Source organism: Bizionia myxarmorum, from assembly GCF_008086205.1.
In the GTDB taxonomy this organism is placed as follows: Bacteria; Bacteroidota; Bacteroidia; order Flavobacteriales; family Flavobacteriaceae; genus Algorimicrobium; species Algorimicrobium myxarmorum.
Genome location: NZ_VSKK01000001.1, coordinates 886,396 through 903,706 on the forward strand (window position 1 = coordinate 886,396; position 17,311 = coordinate 903,706).

Below are 17,311 nucleotides of genomic sequence, written 5' to 3' on the forward strand. Positions count from 1 at the left end.
CACTATTTTTTATGGAAAATAATCCAAATACCTATTATAAAGATCAATTAGAAACGCATCAAACTGCTGTAAAAAAGTATAACAAAGCACTTTTTAAATTCAGCATGCTGCGCTTAAGTATTTTTTTAGCTGCGGTTATTGGAATTGTTTTAACCATTAATAATTGGAAGTTTGCTGTAGGTATTGGTGTTTTAGGAATTATTGTCTTTATTTTTACGCTTTCAAAATATACTGATATCAAATACCAACGCAATCTTCACAAGGCTTTGGTAAGTATCAATGAAGATGAAATAGCTATTGCTTCTGGAAATTTTCATGAACGACCAACAGGTTTGGAATTTCAAAATCCTACTCATTTTTATAGCTTGGATATTGATTTGTTTGGGAAAGGTTCTTTCTTTCAATTTATAAATAGAACGTCTATTCTTGAAGGCACCACAAAATTGGCCAATGCCTTAAATGCGAATGATATTCATGACGTGGAAGCACGACAAGAAGTAATTAAAGAATTAGCAAGTAAAGCCAATTGGCGTCAGCATTTTTCAGCTGTTGCCACCCTAATAAAAGTGGAAACTCCTGCTGTGAAAATTATTGAATGGCTTAAAAGTCATCAGTTATTCTTGCCGAAAGTTATGAGGTGGTTGCCTTTAGTTTTCAGTATTCTTTCAATGGTTATAATTGTACTTTCTTCATTCGAAATTATAGCACCTATTTTTGCGTTTTTATGGTTGTTTGTAGGTTTAATTATTACAGGAATCTATCTGAAGAGAATTAATGATTTATCAGCTAACACGGATAAGGTTAAAGATACCTTTAGACAATATGCCACGCTTTTGGACCAAATTGAACAGGAAAATTTCACCTGTAATTTATTAAAAGAAAAGCAGTCACAAATTCAATTAGAACATCAAAAAGCGTCTGCTATTTTTGCCAAGTTTTCAAAACATTTAGATGCGCTTGATAATCGTAATAATTTGATTTCTGCCATTTTAGGGAATGGCTTTTTGCTTACGGATTTGAAAAATAGTTATAAAGTGGAACAATGGATTTCACAATACCATGAAACCGTTGCCAATTGGTTTGAAGTGGTTTCCTTTTTTGATGCTTACAATAGTTTAGGGAACTATGCTTTTAACCATCCAGAATATACTTTTCCAAATATCACTAAAGATAAAACAACTATTGATGCTAAGCAGTTAGGACATCCGTTGTTAAATGCAGCAAAACGTGTTACTAGTGATTTAACCATAAACAATCACGAGTTTTTTATTGTTACAGGTGCCAATATGGCTGGGAAAAGTACATTTTTAAGAACCGTTTCTTTGCATATTGTTATGGCCAATGTTGGATTGCCAGTTTGTGCAGCAACCAGCAACTATCAGCCTATAAAATTAATTACTAGTATGCGTACCAGCGATTCGCTGACGGATGATAGTAGTTACTTCTTTTCGGAATTAACGCGCTTAAAATTCATTGTAGACGCCATTCAAACAGAACCTTATTTTATTATTCTAGATGAAATTTTAAAAGGAACCAATTCAACAGATAAAGCTATTGGTTCCAAAAAGTTTGTTGAGAAATTAGTGGCTTCCCACGCTACAGGTATTATTGCTACGCACGATTTAAGCTTGTGTGTGATTGAAACCGAGTTAGAACCCGTTAAAAACTACTATTTTGACGCGCAAATAATTAATGATGAGCTCTTTTTCGATTATAAATTCAAGAAAGGTGTTTGCCAGAATATGAATGCCAGTTTCTTATTGAAAAAAATGGAAATTATATAACTTCCAGCGTAGTTAGGAAATCGAAGCATCAGCGAAGCGCATGTCCTAGATGCAAAATCACAACATCTAGTTTAAAACCATCTCACATTTTTTTAAACTTCCATAGAAAGCTATCACGTATTATAATTCGGTATTTTTTATACATTTGAACTACCTAACTTTAGGTATAAACTAAGCGAAACCTAACAGTTCCTCAAGTTAAAAACCGAAGATGTACCACGGTTAATCGTATTGAATAAAAAAGACCTCACAGGTCTTGGAATCTGTGAGGTCTGAACTTTGTTTTTATAATTGGTATAAACTAGTAGCCTACTTTAATAATGGCAACTTTATCTAAAACTTTGTCGGCAGTGTAGTATTGATGTAAGATAAAGAATTCTTTATTTTCTTTGTTTACCAATGCGAAATCGCTCATATAACTTCCAAAATATAGCATTTGAGATGAATTTTTACCAAGATCTGTTTTCAAAGAAATTGTATTGATGCTATTTGGTGTAATCGTTGTTAAGTAATATCTACCTGCGCGTTCAGATAAAGACGTAAATTGGTTATCTGTTACGTCAATATACTGGTAACCAAAACCGTCTTTTTGTGGCGTTCCTGGATTGTAAGAATCAAAACGAACGGGTTTAAAATTACTATCTAAAACGGTGTAATTAAAGCCTTCATTTAAAATAACTTCCTTTTGTAAAGTACTATTAGGAATGCTTTCTGTTGATTTTTTAGTATTATTTTTACGAAGTATGTAGTGTGTTCCCATTTTAGTTATGGCATCATAATCTACTAAATAGTCAAAATATCTGATATATGTTTCACCTTGTTTTGCCGAAAATATATCAGAAAATACAAGATTTGTTTTTCCGGAAGCATCCAAAGTGAACACTTCAAAGTCACTCTTCATTAATGATTGCTGATTGTGGTTTACAAATTGTAAAACATCATTCCCTTCATTGATTATAAGTATTGGAGAGACCACATTTTTATATGTTTTTTCGCTGCCGTAAGAAAATTTCGTTTGAAATTTAACAGTACCTGCAAGATCTGTATATATAATATCAAAATCTGTAGTCACATACGTTTCAGACTTCTTTCCTTTTTTGTGATATCCAAAAATAGTTGCAAAACCAACCGGCTCTAATTCTTTATTATAAACGGTTTTAGTAAGTGTCTTTGGATTTCTAGGTGTATCAAACTTAAATGATTGCACCGTCATTTTTTGAGTTTCTTCATTATAGGTAACCGTTTTGTAATCAGCGTCGTCTTTCTCCTTTACAAACCAAGAAATATAATTTGAACCTGCAGAATTATCACTTTCTCTTAAAAATTCATAATCTGTAAGTTCTGGATTATCTTTAAGATTAATGATGTCCTTTGTTTCAACATCGCTTACATAGCCTTTATTATCCACATATTTAAAAAATGCTTTCTTTTTGGTAATCCATGGAGACATATTTTTAGTACCTAAAAAACCTTCGCCTTTAACCTTCAGTTCTGTAAGGGAAAGTAACTCTTTGTCAAGAGTTGGCGCGTATTTAAATACGGTATTTATATCACTATAATTATAATCTAAAAGTGTTCCTGGTGCAAACCCATCAAGGCTTACCATACCCGAAGCGGGTTTAAAAAAGACATTTTTTCCTTCCGGTAAACCTTCCGTTTTATGAAATAAATACTTTTTAGTTGCAATAATGGACATGTCTGATGACATAATACTTCCTTCTAGTACAACAGGTATAATAATGTCTTGAGAACTTGGGCCAGATGTTGAAACCATTTTTCCAAAAAAGCTTTTCTCATCATTTTCTTTTTTTGCAGCTTCTATTTCTTCCTTACTACTTATAATTTGAGATCCATTAATATGGCTATAAGCATATAAAAAAATCTCACTTTTATCGGTATTGAAAGACCAATTTAATAAGTGGGCACCACCTATTTTGCCAATATTAGGGATGTTTAATAACACCGAGTCTTTTATTCCTGGTTGGGTTTGACTAAATAGAGTAGTACTACTAGATAGAATTATTAGAATACTTAATGTCTTTAAAATGGGTAGTTTCATAAATGATTTTGTATAATTTAAAATGTCCGCAAAGAACGAATATTTTAAAAGAAAGCGCAAGATATAGTTAGCTGTGATTGTTGGAAATAGGTAGTTTTATGCGAGTAATTGGCCTTTGCCCAATAGAACATCTGTCATAAAAATATAGTATGCTGAATATCAAATAGTTAATGTTTAATTTTTAATATGATTAGTCATTTCTATTTCACGGCTTTAAATAAATTTATTTAAATTGACAAATAATTTAGAAGTGACGAAAAGTCTATGAGCATAAAAAAGAATCTTTTGATAATAGGAATGGCATTTTTAGTTTTGGCATGTGGTGCTACCAAAGAAAAAACCGAATCCTATGTTATTTTAGATGCAGATCAAACGGCTGCATTAATGACCAATTATATGCTGGAAGTTCCTAAAAATTGGTACTCCTATTTTGGGTTTCATGACATGTTATCTCATTCCCCAAATAAGTCATCAATTTTAAAAGAGAATTATTACAAAAGTGAGGTTAAAGTCTATTCTTATGATACCGACTCTTTTCATAGTAACGATATAGAAACCGCTTTAAAAGCCCATGTGGTTGGTTTAGATTTAGATAATATGTTAAAGCCTGTTATTGACTTTGAAGAACATGCTATATATGGAAAATATTATCTTATAAAAAGAAGATTCATTTTAAATGGCGACTTATTTTTAAACTTGAGAGCACTTTTTAATTATAAAAATCAAGATTATATTATCAGTTATAATGCTTTAGAAAAAGATTTTGAAACCTATTTGCCAGAAGTAATTCAAATGATTGCGACTTTTAAGATAAAGGAAATGCCATAATTATTATTCGCATTTAAGCATAAAAAAACCTCACAGATATTAAATTCTGTGAGGTTTTTTTATAGAAGAAATCCTAATTAGTTCTTTTTACTTTTCTTCTTTTTTGAACTTTTTTTGCTTTTTCCTGTTTTTGGATGTACTAAAGTCATTTCATCAATAAGGTGTTGAGCGCCGGCATATTTATCAACAATAAATAATACATAACGTAAATCTACCATAATGTTTCGGCAAATTTCTGGATCATAATTCATGTCACTCATGGTGCCTTCCCAAACACGATCAAAGTTTAATCCCACTAAATTTCCGTGAGCATCAATTGCTGGACTTCCGGAGTTTCCACCTGTAGTATGGTTAGTTCCTAAAAAACAAACTGGAACTTTTCCGTTGGTATCTGCATATTGACCGAAATCTTTAGCTTCGTATAAATCAATTAATTTTTGAGGTACATCAAACTCATAATCACCTGGAATATATTTTTCAATTACACCATCTAAATAACTCACAGGATTGTAATAAACAGCATCACTTGGCGAATAACCATGAACTTGACCATAAGTTACACGTAAAGTTCCGTTAGCATCTGGAAAATAACGCTCGTCTGGTAAAGCTTTCATAAGGGCTGTCATGTATTCCGTTTGCAGCGCTGTAATTAAGTCATTTTTTATTTGAAATTCTGCATCTAAATTAGTGTAGAAATCTTCAATAAAAGGCTTGGCATATTTGTAAGCGGCATCGTTATTTAATTTTTTAATAACATCGTCTGCAGAACCATTAAATAAATCTAAAGCCGAATTTAAATTGACAAAGGCTGTTTTATCGTAAATAGTCGGATCTACATTGTTCTTACTGTAAAAAGGCATCACGTTTTCAAAAACACCTCTATCCACTTTAACATCGTAGTTTTTATGAATACCTTCTAAAACGCCTGTTATATAAGCACGACTTTTTTCCATGCTTTCTGGATCTTTATGAAGAGACTGCTCTACTTGATAAGCTCTAAAAGTCATAGTCATCAATTCATTAGTCACTAAAAAGACTTCAATAAAGTTTCGACGCTTAATGTTTACTTCAGCGAAATCTTTATATAATGTATCAAATTCCGGTAAAATATGTCCGTATTTATCTTCTAGTCCTTTTTCCTTTAAAGCTTTGGTGAAATTCGCTTCAAAAGCGCGTCGTTCTGCAACGGCATTACTTTTCTTAATACCTAAATTTTCGCCAATCCATTTTTTCCAAGCATTTGCAATTCGGGCTTGTTTAGATGCATATTTAATACGAACATCATCATTCACTTTCATTTCAGCATCAATCACTTTTAGTGCAGCTGCACGAATGGCAATATTGCTAGGGTTAAATTCTTCCGTAATATGCTCGATAGCTACAGCTGGCAAATACTCATCTGTTGTTCCTGGAAATCCAAAAACCATAGTGAAATCTCCTTCTTCCACACCATCTAAAGAAATAGGTAAGTGGTGTTTTGGTTTGTAAGGCACGTTGTCTTTACTGTAAGCTGCAGGTCGGTTGTTTTTATCTGCGTAAATTCTGAACAAGGCAAAATCGCCTGTATGTCTAGGAAACACCCAATTATCTGTGTCGCTACCAAATTTACCAATACTTGTTGGTGGTGCCCCTACTAAGCGAACATCATTGAAACGTTCGGTTACAAAAAGGAAATACTGATTCCCTTTAAAAAATGATTTTACCTTGGTTTCTTGCCACGCTTCTTTTGAAACGGTAGTTTGTAGTTTATTGGAGTTTTTATCAACAGCAGATTGTCTTTCTTTTTCCGTCATGGAATCCGTTACGCCATTTAAAGCTTGTTCAGTAACGTCTTCAATGCGGACAATAAATTCAATGTAAAGTCCGTCATTTGGTAATTCATCTTCCAAATTCATGGCCCAAAAACCATCTTTTAAATAATCGTTTTCTAATGACGAATGTGATTGAATTTCACCAAATCCACAATGATGGTTGGTAAGAATTAAACCCTTATCGGAAATAACTTCACTTGTACAACCGCCATTAAAATGCCCAATAGCGTCTTTTAAGCTGGAGTTGTTAACATCATAAATGTCTTTAGCGGTTAGTTTGCTGCCTAAAGCAGTCATTTCGTTTTCATTCATGCCTTCTAAAAGTGACGGAATCCACATACCGCCTTGCTGCGCCGTAGCCTGAAAGGCAATAAAAAGCACTAATAATCTAAATAATTTCATAGTAAAATAGTTTTGAATCATCCAAAGATAAAGAGTTCTTTCAACATTATTGTATTTAGAACTTATTACCTTTACAAGTATGAGACATATTTCCAAACTTCCGCAGGTAGAACCCAGTATTTTTTCAGTAATGAGTGCTTTAGCTCATAAACATGAAGCCATTAATTTATCGCAAGGATTTCCAGATTTTAAAAGTGATCAGGAATTGATTGATTTAGTTAGTAGTGCTATGAATTCTGGCTATAATCAATATGCGCCAATGGCTGGGAATTTGGAGTTGCGTAAAGCCATTGCTAGTAAATTTGAATTGCTTTATAATTCCAGTTACCATCCAGAAAGCGAGATAACGGTTACGGCAGGCGCCACACAGGCCATTTATACTATTATTTCGGCTTTTATACACGCTGATGATGAAGTCATTCTTTTTAAACCAGCTTATGATTGTTATGAGCCTGCTATTAAAATTAACGGTGGAAAACCCGTTGCTATTCAAATGGAAGCGCCAAACTACGGTGTAGACTGGGGTGACGTTGCCAGTAAAATTTCGACAAAAACGAAAATGATCATTATAAATACGCCTCATAATCCAACCGGTACGGTTTTATCAGAAAAAGATATGTTGAAACTGCAGTCTTTAACTGAAGACACGGATATTATTATTTTAAGTGATGAGGTTTATGAACACATGATTTTTGATGGTTTAAAACATCAAAGTGTTTGTTTATTTTCAGGATTAAAAGAACGCAGTTTTATAGTAGCGTCCTTTGGGAAAACTTTTCATAACACCGGTTGGAAAATGGGCTATTGTTGCGCACCAAAAGAATTAATGGTGGAGTTTCAAAAAGTCCATCAGTTTAACTTGTTTTCGGTTAATAGTGCCATGCAAAAGGGATTAGCAGACTATTTACAAGAGCCTAAACATTATTTGGAGTTGGCCAATTTCTACCAAGAAAAGCGCGATTATTTTTTAAGCCTTATAAAAGATTCAAAATTCACTTTTAAACCAGCTCAAGGCACTTATTTTCAAGTATTGGGATTTGAACAAATAACCCCAGAAAAAGATGTAGATTTTGCTAAAAGATTAACCATGGAAAAAGGGCTTGCTGCCATACCCATGTCTGTTTTTAATGTAGACCATACTGACGATAAAGTTCTACGCTTTTGTTTTGCTAAAAAGAACGAAACACTGAAGCGTGCTGCAGATATTTTACAAGCATTAAATTAAGATATTTTTATAATAAATTTCTTGATTTCACTAACTTTAATGCGTATTTTAAGTATAATCTAAATACACAAAAAACTATGAAATTTTTAAAATTATTATCGGTTGCTTTGTTAGTTTTGGTCGCCTCCTGCGCTACTAAACATCAAGTAATTACAGATTCGGGTGAGATTTATCAGGTTCAAGGCGATAAATTCTTCAGTCAAGGTAAAGAGGTGACTAAATCAATTTCGGAAGAACAAAAAGACAACATCGTTAGCACCTTAAATAAAAAGTTAGAAGTGGATGCCGAGGTTGCCGCTCAAAAAGCCGCATTGGATCAAGCACGCGAACAGTCTGAACAAATCCAGAAAGACGCTAAAAAGGCCCAGAAAAAAGCTAAAAAGGAATCGGAAGCTTTGCAGAAACAGCTAAAAACGGAAAAGAAAGCGCGCGATAAATATGTTAAGTCACGAAACAAATTAAATAAGGCACAATCTAAATATAAGAGACTGCATGATAGAGGTAAATTATCACCTAAAGATGAAGACAAATGGGCTAAAAAGTTAAAGAAATTGTCGAGTGATTATGACAAAACACAAAAGCAACTAAACAAATTATAATTTTATGGCAGAACAATTAAATCTAGCAATTATTCAAACGGGTTTGGTTTGGGAAAATCCGGAAGCCAATCGTTTACATTTTAAAACTAAAATTGATAGTATTAAAAAATCAGTAGATGTAATTGTTCTGCCAGAAATGTTTACCACGGGTTTCACCATGAATGCGGAAGCTGTTGCCGAAACTATGGATGGTGAAACGGTGCGGTGGATAAAAAATTTGGCCGTGGAACGGGACGCCGCTATAACTGGGAGTGTTATTATTTCGGAGAACAATCGGTTTTATAATAGAATGTTATTTGCATTTCCTGATGGAAGCTTGAAAACATATGATAAACGCCATACTTTTTCCTTGGCAGGTGAAGATAAAGTGTTCACTTCTGGAAAAGAAAATGTTATTGTAAATTATAAAGATTGGAACCTTTGCTTGCAAATCTGTTATGATTTGCGCTTCCCCGTTTGGGCTAGAAATACGAGTGGATATGATGCGCTGATTTATGTTGCCAGTTGGCCAAAACCACGTATTGCTGCTTGGGATGCCTTACTAAAAGCACGTGCTATTGAAAATATGTGTTATTGTGTTGGTGTGAATCGAATAGGTGATGACTATGCTGATAATGAATATTCTGGACATTCGGCAGTTTATGATGTTTTAGGAAACAATATCACGCCAATTAGACCGCATAAGGATCATATTGAAATAATAGCATTGGATAAAAAGCATATTGCACGCTATCGTGAAAAACTTAAATTTTTAGACGATCGGGACCAATTTAGAATAGAGTAAATTCATAAACGCTATCAAAATTCGCGCGAATATCCAATAAATCCTTATAATAACTCACGCGTTCGGGTTGTTGGTTTTTTAGAAAACTTCCAGTATCATATTTGCCATTTTCATTGGCATCAAAAATTACCCGTAAATAAAATTTGCCCGTTTTAAGATGCCTAAAATCTATAGGTTCTGGTTTGGTGCTATATTTTTCCGCGATAACTTTGCCTTTTTCATCCGTTATTTGAGCAATAATTGGATAAGTCGCATTTTGAAGTATTACCCGAGCATCACCATAATCAGAAAATGTTTTAGTTGTTAATTGGTAATTTAGGGTGTCATTTTTATTATCGAAAAAATCGGTTAAAGCTTCTGGTAATAATTTTATTCTATACGTTTCACTTTCCTTTTTATCAAATTTCAAACTATAAGCATTGCTTAAAGAATCTAATGTAACTTCATAAGGAACTGCTAACGAATCTTTAGTTATGATGGTGACTTTGCTTTTATCAAAATTGGTAAAAGGCACGGTGTTGGTTAATTTAAACTCATCATTAAAGTTTAGAATTCCGGCAGGTTCCGCTTTAATATTCATAGTGTCACGTTTCTGCTCGCTGATTTTAATCGTAAAATTCTGATCGTAATTTTTGTTTACGGTATTAAATAATAAGGAATCAACTTCCAATCTCGGTTTATACCAATAATATAAAGTGTCGGTTTTAACGTCTTTAGTTACGCGTGATTGAAAATCGTTGGGAACGGATGAGGTTGTTTTAATAAACAAATTTTTATAATCGCCTTCAAAAGCAAAAGCAATTTTTTCACCAGAAACCAAACGCGGTCTTATAACGTTAGGATCTAATTCTTCTTTAAATAATTTTAAGGTGAAGGATTTTGAAGAATCCACCGGAACGGTTATAAAACCTTCCTGAAATGCTATTTTATCGGACTTTGGTTGAAATTTGTAATCTTGGTTATTATCTTTTAAAGCAACCAATTTGTAGGTTCCAGCCCGTAAATTTTCTAAAGAAAACGTCGTGGTGCTATCCAATGTATTGGTAACATATCTCGGGTTCTTTTTATAAACTATAGAATCTGAATAGGTTGAATCTACTTCGTATAGCATCACGGAAATATAGTCGTCTGGTTTCTGCATAGTCGCATCAACTGTTATACCTTTCACGGATAAAGAATCAATATAATTACCAGTAGAAAACACATATTTATAGTATGGAAAAGGGTTTTCCTCATTATTATCTACAATACTATTTCCAAAATTAAAGGCATAGGTTGTATTGGGAGATAAGGTGTCGGTAATTTTAATACGAATATATTTACTAGCTGCGGAAAGTGGCGTAATATCTGGCGTCGGATCCATTGGTGGCGAAATAATGAGCTGTTTAGAAATGTTTTTAATTTTGATATATTCATCAAAATAAATTCGTATTTCGTTTCCAGTAAAGTTGGTCGTGTAATTTTTAGGTTCAGATTTGGTGATTTTTGGTGGAATAATATCCTTAATACCACCACTTGGTGTGCCGCGGTTTGCACAACTAGCAATTGCTAAAACTATTAAAATAACCAAAAATATATTTGAAAGCGCTTGACGCATATGGACTCTTCTTTTTTTGCAAATAAACAACATATTTATCATTATCGAAACATCCTTTAGGCTATTGCCATTGTGGCAATGCTGATTTTTACTTTATTATTTTTTAATAAAACGGTTCCACAAGCTTCCAAAGTAGCGCCAGTTGTAATTATATCGTCTACAAGCAAAATATGCTTATTCTGAATCTTTTCTGAATTAATAACCTTGAAAATCTCCACATTAGAAAGCCAACGCGTTAATCTGCTTTTGGTGACTTGGGAACTTGTGTTGCTTACTTTTATAAGGACATCATCTACATATTCAGCGTCGAGACTTTTTGCTAATTCTTGAGCAAATTTAGCCACTTGATTATAACCGCGTTTCCGAAGTTTATTTTTATGAAGTGGAACCGGAATTACCATGTCAATAGTTTGATATTCGGGAATCGTTTTCAATTCTGCTCCTAACCAAGCACCTAGAAAAATGCCAATATCTTCAAAACCTTTATATTTCAAATTGTGCATTAAGCTTTGTGTAATACCTTTTTTCTCAAAGCGAAGTAATGCCGTGGCAGCTTCAATAGGAACTCGACCGTAAAATACTTTTAAAACAGATTCATCTTTATTTAAATGAAAATTAGTAACGGGAAGCTTATGTCTGCAAGTTGTGCAAACATAGCGTTCATTATCGTGCAAGAGACCATTACATACGTAACAAACTTTTGGAAAAAATAAATTAATAAGTGATTCTAACAAAGTAAATATTTAATACTAAATATATTATAACTTTTTTTCAACACATAACGATTTGTTATTTAAAGTAGAACTTTAACAAGTTTTTTTTCCCTTTAACGATTAAAAAGTTGTTTTATAATCTTTCGTTTTAAGTTTGTGCTTTAAATTAATTAAAATGATAGTTAACCCTCAAATATTTAGCTACAAATTAATTATTGGATCACTGGTAATCGCCATTGTTGTATTAGGTTTATATAGCACAACGAGTTACAGTACGCTTAAAAATCAAAAAGAAGTCATAGAACAAGAAGTTAAACTTGTTCAAGATGAAATGTCAAGTATTTTGGCACTTTATGATGATTCGCGTATTAATGCTCAAGATTTAGCTATACAAATGCAACAGGTTAAATCTGAAATGTCCACTATTTTGGATTCTCTGGATTTGGTAAAAACACATGTTCCTTTAATTAGCAAGTATACCCATCAAATTGCTTCTTTACTCAAGGAACGCAATGGCTTGTCTAATAAACTAAAAAGTATTTTAGTAAAAAACACGCTTTTAGAAGAGGAAGCTGAATCTAAAGAGCAAATTGTAGCGGCGCAAGAAATTAATTTAGCCAAATTAGCACAATTAAATATCGAGTTATCTTCAGCACTTGAAAACGTTAAAGAACTATCTTTAGATAATTTAGAAGTAAAAGCCATTATAGCTAGCAGAAATGCCGACGATATTCAAACTACAAAAGCACGTGATTTAGATAATATGGAAATTTGTTTTACCGTCTTAAAAAATAATTTCACACCCTCTGGTACTAAAGATATTTTTGTTCAAATTTTAGGTCCAGATAATACTATTGTTTCTAGTCGTGGTTCTACTACCATTGGCAAGGAATCTCTAAATTACAGTGGCAAAACTTCTATAAATTATAGAAATGATGATTTAGATGTTTGTACTAAAATAAACATTAACAAAGAGAAACCACTTAAAAAGGGTGACTATTCCGTGATGGTATTTCATGATAAAACCATGTTAGGAACTTCAAAAATTATACTTAATTAATTAACCCATTATTATTTTCATAAAACCGCTCATTAAGTTGTAGCGGTTTTCTATTTTTGCACTATGGCAAATAATGATGATCAATTCAAGAAAGTAATCTCTCACGCAAAGGAGTATGGTTACGTATTCCAGAGTAGTGAAATCTACGACGGATTAAGTGCAGTTTATGATTATGCACAAAATGGCGCAGAGCTTAAAAAGAACATTCGCGACTATTGGTGGAAAGCTATGGTGCAAATGCATGAAAACATTGTAGGTATTGATGCCTCTATTTTTATGCATCCAACTACCTGGAAGGCTTCTGGCCACGTAGATGCGTTTAATGATCCTTTAATTGATAATAAGGATTCAAAAAAACGCTACCGTGCTGATGTTTTAATAGAAGATTATTGTGCGAAAATCGAAGCAAAAATTGATAAGGAAGTCGCAAAAGCTGAAAAACGCTTTGGTGATGCTTTCAATAAAGAAGAATTTATAAGCACGAATCCGCGAGTTGTTGGTTATTATGAAAAGATTCAAGAGATTTTAACCCGAATGGGTAAATCTTTAGGGACTGAAGATCTAGCCGATGTTAAAGCGCTTATCGAAGAATTAGAAATTGCGTGTCCACTAACAGGTTCTAGAAATTGGACGGAAGTGAAGCAATTTAACTTAATGTTTGGTACTAAAATTGGCGCTTCTGCAGAACATGCCATGGATTTATATTTACGTCCAGAAACAGCACAAGGTATATTTGTAAACTTTTTAAACGTTCAGAAAACAGGACGTATGAAGATTCCTTTTGGAATTGCCCAAACTGGAAAAGCCTTTAGAAATGAAATTGTAGCAAGACAATTTATTTTTAGAATGCGCGAGTTTGAACAAATGGAAATGCAATTCTTTATCAAGCCAGGAACGCAAATGGAATGGTTTGAATATTGGAAAGAATATAGAATGAAGTGGCATTTATCATTAGGTATGGGTGCGGATAATTACCGTTTCCACGATCATGAAAAATTAGCACATTATGCGGATGCAGCAACCGATATTGAATTTAAATTCCCATTCGGATTTAAAGAACTGGAAGGAATTCATTCCCGTACCGATTTCGATTTAAAGCAACACGAAGAATTTTCAGGTAAAAAACTACAGTATTTTGACCATGAAGATAACGCGAGTTATACACCGTATGTTTTAGAAACATCTATTGGTTTAGACCGTATGTTTTTAGCTGTTTTCTCAAATGCTTTAGTTGAAGAAGAACTTGAAAACAATACAACCAGAACCGTTTTAAAATTACCAGCAGTTTTAGCGCCGGTTAAAGCCGCTATTTTACCATTGGTTAAAAAAGATGGTTTACCAGAAGTTGCACGTCAAATATTTGATGAGTTGAAATGGGATTTCAATGTAGATTATGATGAGAAAGATGCCGTAGGAAGACGTTACAGACGCCAAGATGCAAACGGAACACCATTTTGTATTACAGTGGATCATGACACTTTAGAAGATCAGACCGTAACCATTCGTCATCGTGACACAATGGAACAAAGTCGTGTTAAGATTACTGATTTACGAGATATTATTAAAAAAGAAGTGGATGTGAAAGAGTGGTTAATGAAAATGTAACCCAACACCAGTGAAAACAGGTGTCTATTTTATAAAAGAATCCCAAGTATAACTACTTGGGATTTTTATTTCAAGCATCCAAAAATCGGTGTTTTCTTGGGATGGTTCTATTGCATGCCATTTGCAATATATATTTCACGACCATATATTGGCGTCACAATTTTAATTTCTTTTTCTTGTCTGTTTTCTAAAGTTAGATAAACACCTTTTTTATAAAAGGTTTCATTCTCTTTTTTATAGATTTCTGATTCTTGATTTTCACAGGCTTCATATTCCTTTTTACAAATCAATTTGCCTGTTATTAAATTAAAGTCAACTGAACTCCAATGTTCACAGAGTTTAAAATACGTGCTCGTATATCCAATTAATTCAAATTGGTTGTTTTGGAATCTATATTTATCTGTGTATGACCATTTCCAACTACTTCCACCAAAGAAACTTATATTTAAAACTCCGTCTAAAATTTCAATTCCTTGAAAAGGGTCACCCATCATGCCTCCTTCTTCACTTTTGAGAATTGCATTTTGTGTTTTAACCCATTCGACCCATTTTCCTTCTTCATTTTTAAGAATTCGAATTTCTCTTACATTACCAAAATCAGTTAAACTATTTGTTTCCGATATGATCACTTTTTCATCAATTCCATCATTATCTAAATCTCCCATTTTTTCTTCAATAATATTATTTTGATTTACATGTGATGCTTCCTGTCCGTAAGCGTTCACATTAAAAATAAAAAACAAGATATAGATGGTTGTTTTCATCAAATTAATTGGAATTTGTTGTTCCGTGTAAATTAGACCGGAATATCGATTTTTCGCATATATAAGTTATTCAAATTACAACAATCTAATTTGTATCACAATAAAATCAAAGTGAATTATCTACTCCTCCTTATAAGCCAACAACCTCAAAGCATTTATCACAACAACAATGGTAGAACCTTCATGAAATAGTACAGCCAAACCAATATTAGTCAATCCTAAAATGGTGACTGGAACGAGAATAGCAACCACACCCAAACTAATAAAAATATTTTGTTTAATAATGCGTTTGGACGCGCGACTTAAGCCAATAACAAAAGGTAACATTTCTAATTTATCAGACATCAAGGCTACATCAGCAGTTTCTAAAGCGACATCACTTCCTGCCGCACCCATAGCAACGCTTACCGTGCTTAAAGCCATTGCTGGCGCGTCATTTACACCATCGCCAACCATGGCTACTTTACCATCGCGCTCTTTTAATAAACGAATAGCATTTACTTTATCTTCGGGTAATAAATTCCCGCGACTTTCAGTTAAACCAATCTGTTTGGCTATAGCTTGACCAACACGTTCATGATCGCCGGTTAGCATAATCATGTTTTTAACGCCAATACTTTTTAATTTTTTGAGCGTTTCAATGGCCGTTTTTCTTGGAATATCCATAACGCTAACTAAACCAATAATCTGTCCTTGATAGCCAACTAGCATAACCGTTTCGCCAACCCCTAATAGTTCATTCACTTGGGTTTCAATGGCATCAGAAACAACAAGGTTACTATCTGTCATCAATCTTTGATTTCCTATATAAACCGGTTCATTTTTATAAAGCGCTTCAATACCTTTACCTTGAATTGCTTGCACATTGGAAGCCAAATTAGCATCTTCTAATTGTTCTTGCTCTTTAATGGATTTGGCAATAGCTCTTGCCAACGGATGGTTGCTTAAGCGTTCTACTTCATATAATAATTGCAACAGTTCTGTTTTGTTAAAATCATTAAAAGCTAGAACTTGTTTTAAACTCGGTTTCCCTTCGGTTAAGGTTCCTGTTTTATCAAATGCAATGGTGGTAATACTGCCCAAATCCTCTAAAGCTTTTCCACCTTTAATTAAAACGCCACGTTGTGCAGCACGAGCTATCCCACTCAATACGGCACTTGGGGTTGATATAGCTAATGCACATGGACTAGCCGCTACCAAAACAGTTATGGCGCGATATAAACTTTCGTCAAATACTTCATCAACAACAAGAAAGGCAAAACATAATAAGATGACTAATGCTATTACAATGGGAACGTAAACTATTTCGAATTTTTTAGTTAATCTTTGGGTGGGTGATTTTTGAGTTTCCACGTCATTAACCAATTTAATCAACCTAGAAACGGTGGAGTCTTTTGTTAATTTAAGCACCTGAATTTCTAAAGCACTGTCGCCGTTAATGGTGCCCGAGAAAACGGTATGATCTTTATCAATATCTGAAAAACTAGGAATAGCCTGATTTTTAGGAAAAGGAATTTTATCAACTGGCATACTTTCGCCAGTTATGGGCGCTTGGTTTATGCTACTTTCACCAGAAATAATAACACCATCTGCCGCAATCTTGGTGTGCGGTTTTACCACAATAATATCGCCTATTTTTAAATCGGCTATAGGAATTTCTGTTAGGGTATTTCCCTCTTGAAGTAAAGCCGTTTTAGGTGATAAATTACCTAAAGCTTTAATAGATTTTTCGGCCTTATTCATGGCGTAATGTTCTAAAGCATGGCCTAAACTAAATAAGAATAGTAGCAAAGCACCTTCCGCCCAACTTCCAATATAAGCTGCGCCAATGGCAGCGGCAATCATTAAAAAATCGATTTCAAACAATCCCTTACGCAATTTTTGAAAAGCTTCTTGACTTATAAAATAAGCGCCAAAACCATATGAAATTATATAAGGGATTAACTGATAATAACTTTCAAAATCTCCCAATTTGTCCAGGCCAAAACCTAGAGCTAGAAAAAGACCGGACAAAAATGAAAAATACAATTCCGTCCGTTTTCCAAAAATACCATGAGAATGATTATGATTTTCTGACATA

At 33.5% G+C, this 17,311-nt stretch carries 13 protein-coding genes; 7 read left to right on the forward strand and 6 right to left on the reverse strand.

Annotated elements, in window-relative coordinates; genetic code table 11:
• Nucleotides 1-11 precede the first annotated feature (11 nt).
• Entirely contained in the window at nucleotides 12-1,784 is a 1,773-nt protein-coding gene (locus tag ES674_RS03990; protein WP_148402681.1) for a MutS-related protein, read from the forward strand.
• Nucleotides 1,785-2,085: 301 nt separating this feature from the next.
• On the opposite strand, the gene ES674_RS03995 is transcribed toward ES674_RS03990, so the two are convergent.
• The gene (locus tag ES674_RS03995) at nucleotides 2,086-3,843 is read right to left on the reverse strand and encodes a hypothetical protein (RefSeq protein WP_148402682.1); all 1,758 of its coding nucleotides are present in this window, start codon (nucleotides 3,841-3,843) and stop codon (nucleotides 2,086-2,088) included.
• 264 nt (nucleotides 3,844-4,107) lie between these two features.
• Here ES674_RS03995 and ES674_RS04000 point away from each other — a divergent pair, with 264 nt between their 5' ends.
• Nucleotides 4,108-4,671, forward strand: a complete 564-nt coding sequence (locus tag ES674_RS04000; protein ID WP_148402683.1) for a hypothetical protein — start codon at nucleotides 4,108-4,110, stop codon at nucleotides 4,669-4,671.
• 77 nt (nucleotides 4,672-4,748) lie between these two features.
• Here the strand turns inward: ES674_RS04000 and ES674_RS04005 are convergent, their stop codons facing one another.
• On the reverse strand, nucleotides 4,749-6,884 hold the full coding sequence (locus ES674_RS04005) for a S46 family peptidase (protein ID WP_148402684.1): 2,136 nt from the start codon (nucleotides 6,882-6,884) through the stop codon (nucleotides 4,749-4,751).
• Between the two features lie 79 nt (nucleotides 6,885-6,963).
• Between ES674_RS04005 and ES674_RS04010 the strand changes: the two genes are divergently transcribed.
• The 3 genes from ES674_RS04010 (at nucleotide 6,964) to ES674_RS04020 (ending at nucleotide 9,492) form a co-directional block, all read left to right on the forward strand.
• Nucleotides 6,964-8,109 (forward strand): methionine aminotransferase, encoded by a 1,146-nt coding sequence (locus ES674_RS04010; RefSeq protein WP_148402685.1) that lies wholly within the window; start codon nucleotides 6,964-6,966, stop codon nucleotides 8,107-8,109.
• A gap of 77 nt (nucleotides 8,110-8,186) precedes the next feature.
• Nucleotides 8,187-8,708, forward strand: a complete 522-nt coding sequence (locus ES674_RS04015; RefSeq protein ID WP_148402686.1) for a hypothetical protein — start codon at nucleotides 8,187-8,189, stop codon at nucleotides 8,706-8,708.
• Nucleotides 8,709-8,712: 4 nt separating this feature from the next.
• Nucleotides 8,713-9,492 carry a nitrilase family protein gene (locus ES674_RS04020; protein ID WP_148402687.1) on the forward strand — a complete coding sequence of 260 codons (780 nt, stop codon included), beginning with the start codon at nucleotides 8,713-8,715 and terminating at the stop codon, nucleotides 9,490-9,492.
• Here the strand turns inward: ES674_RS04020 and ES674_RS04025 are convergent.
• Together ES674_RS04025 and ES674_RS04030 are read right to left on the reverse strand one after the other, a co-directional pair.
• On the reverse strand, nucleotides 9,479-11,089 hold the full coding sequence (locus ES674_RS04025) for an Ig-like domain-containing protein (protein ID WP_148402688.1): 1,611 nt from the start codon (nucleotides 11,087-11,089) through the stop codon (nucleotides 9,479-9,481). The genes ES674_RS04020 and ES674_RS04025 overlap by 14 nt on opposite strands.
• 56 nt (nucleotides 11,090-11,145) lie before the next feature.
• Entirely contained in the window at nucleotides 11,146-11,823 is a 678-nt protein-coding gene (locus ES674_RS04030; protein WP_148402689.1) for a ComF family protein, read from the reverse strand.
• A gap of 154 nt (nucleotides 11,824-11,977) precedes the next feature.
• Here ES674_RS04030 and ES674_RS04035 point away from each other — a divergent pair, with 154 nt between their 5' ends.
• On the forward strand, nucleotides 11,978-12,862 hold the full coding sequence (locus tag ES674_RS04035) for a hypothetical protein (protein WP_148402690.1): 885 nt from the start codon (nucleotides 11,978-11,980) through the stop codon (nucleotides 12,860-12,862).
• A gap of 63 nt (nucleotides 12,863-12,925) precedes the next feature.
• Complete coding sequence (locus ES674_RS04040) at nucleotides 12,926-14,467, forward strand: glycine--tRNA ligase (RefSeq protein ID WP_148402691.1); 1,542 nt, start codon at nucleotides 12,926-12,928, stop codon at nucleotides 14,465-14,467.
• Between the two features lie 107 nt (nucleotides 14,468-14,574).
• Here the strand turns inward: ES674_RS04040 and ES674_RS04045 are convergent, their stop codons facing one another.
• A complete protein-coding gene (locus ES674_RS04045; protein WP_148402692.1) occupies nucleotides 14,575-15,231 on the reverse strand; it encodes a hypothetical protein in 657 nt (218 codons plus the stop codon).
• A 120-nt stretch (nucleotides 15,232-15,351) separates the two neighbouring features.
• Nucleotides 15,352-17,310: a heavy metal translocating P-type ATPase gene (locus ES674_RS04050; RefSeq protein ID WP_148402693.1), complete on the reverse strand. Its 1,959-nt coding sequence runs from the start codon at nucleotides 17,308-17,310 to the stop codon at nucleotides 15,352-15,354.
• Nucleotide 17,311: the final 1 nt, after the last annotated feature.

What these genes read in the sequence shown, in the direction of transcription:
- ES674_RS03990 (WP_148402681.1), top strand. Translation starts at nt 12, where the DNA reads ATGGAAAATAATCCAAATACCTATTATAAAGATCAATTAGAAACGCAT.
- ES674_RS03995 (WP_148402682.1), bottom strand. Translation starts at nt 3,843, where the DNA reads ATGAAACTACCCATTTTAAAGACATTAAGTATTCTAATAATTCTATCT.
- ES674_RS04000 (WP_148402683.1), top strand. Translation starts at nt 4,108, where the DNA reads ATGAGCATAAAAAAGAATCTTTTGATAATAGGAATGGCATTTTTAGTT.
- ES674_RS04005 (WP_148402684.1), bottom strand. Translation starts at nt 6,884, where the DNA reads ATGAAATTATTTAGATTATTAGTGCTTTTTATTGCCTTTCAGGCTACG.
- ES674_RS04010 (WP_148402685.1), top strand. Translation starts at nt 6,964, where the DNA reads ATGAGACATATTTCCAAACTTCCGCAGGTAGAACCCAGTATTTTTTCA.
- ES674_RS04015 (WP_148402686.1), top strand. Translation starts at nt 8,187, where the DNA reads ATGAAATTTTTAAAATTATTATCGGTTGCTTTGTTAGTTTTGGTCGCC.
- ES674_RS04020 (WP_148402687.1), top strand. Translation starts at nt 8,713, where the DNA reads ATGGCAGAACAATTAAATCTAGCAATTATTCAAACGGGTTTGGTTTGG.
- ES674_RS04025 (WP_148402688.1), bottom strand. Translation starts at nt 11,089, where the DNA reads ATGCGTCAAGCGCTTTCAAATATATTTTTGGTTATTTTAATAGTTTTA.
- ES674_RS04035 (WP_148402690.1), top strand. Translation starts at nt 11,978, where the DNA reads ATGATAGTTAACCCTCAAATATTTAGCTACAAATTAATTATTGGATCA.
- ES674_RS04040 (WP_148402691.1), top strand. Translation starts at nt 12,926, where the DNA reads ATGGCAAATAATGATGATCAATTCAAGAAAGTAATCTCTCACGCAAAG.
- ES674_RS04045 (WP_148402692.1), bottom strand. Translation starts at nt 15,231, where the DNA reads ATGAAAACAACCATCTATATCTTGTTTTTTATTTTTAATGTGAACGCT.
- ES674_RS04050 (WP_148402693.1), bottom strand. Translation starts at nt 17,310, where the DNA reads ATGTCAGAAAATCATAATCATTCTCATGGTATTTTTGGAAAACGGACG.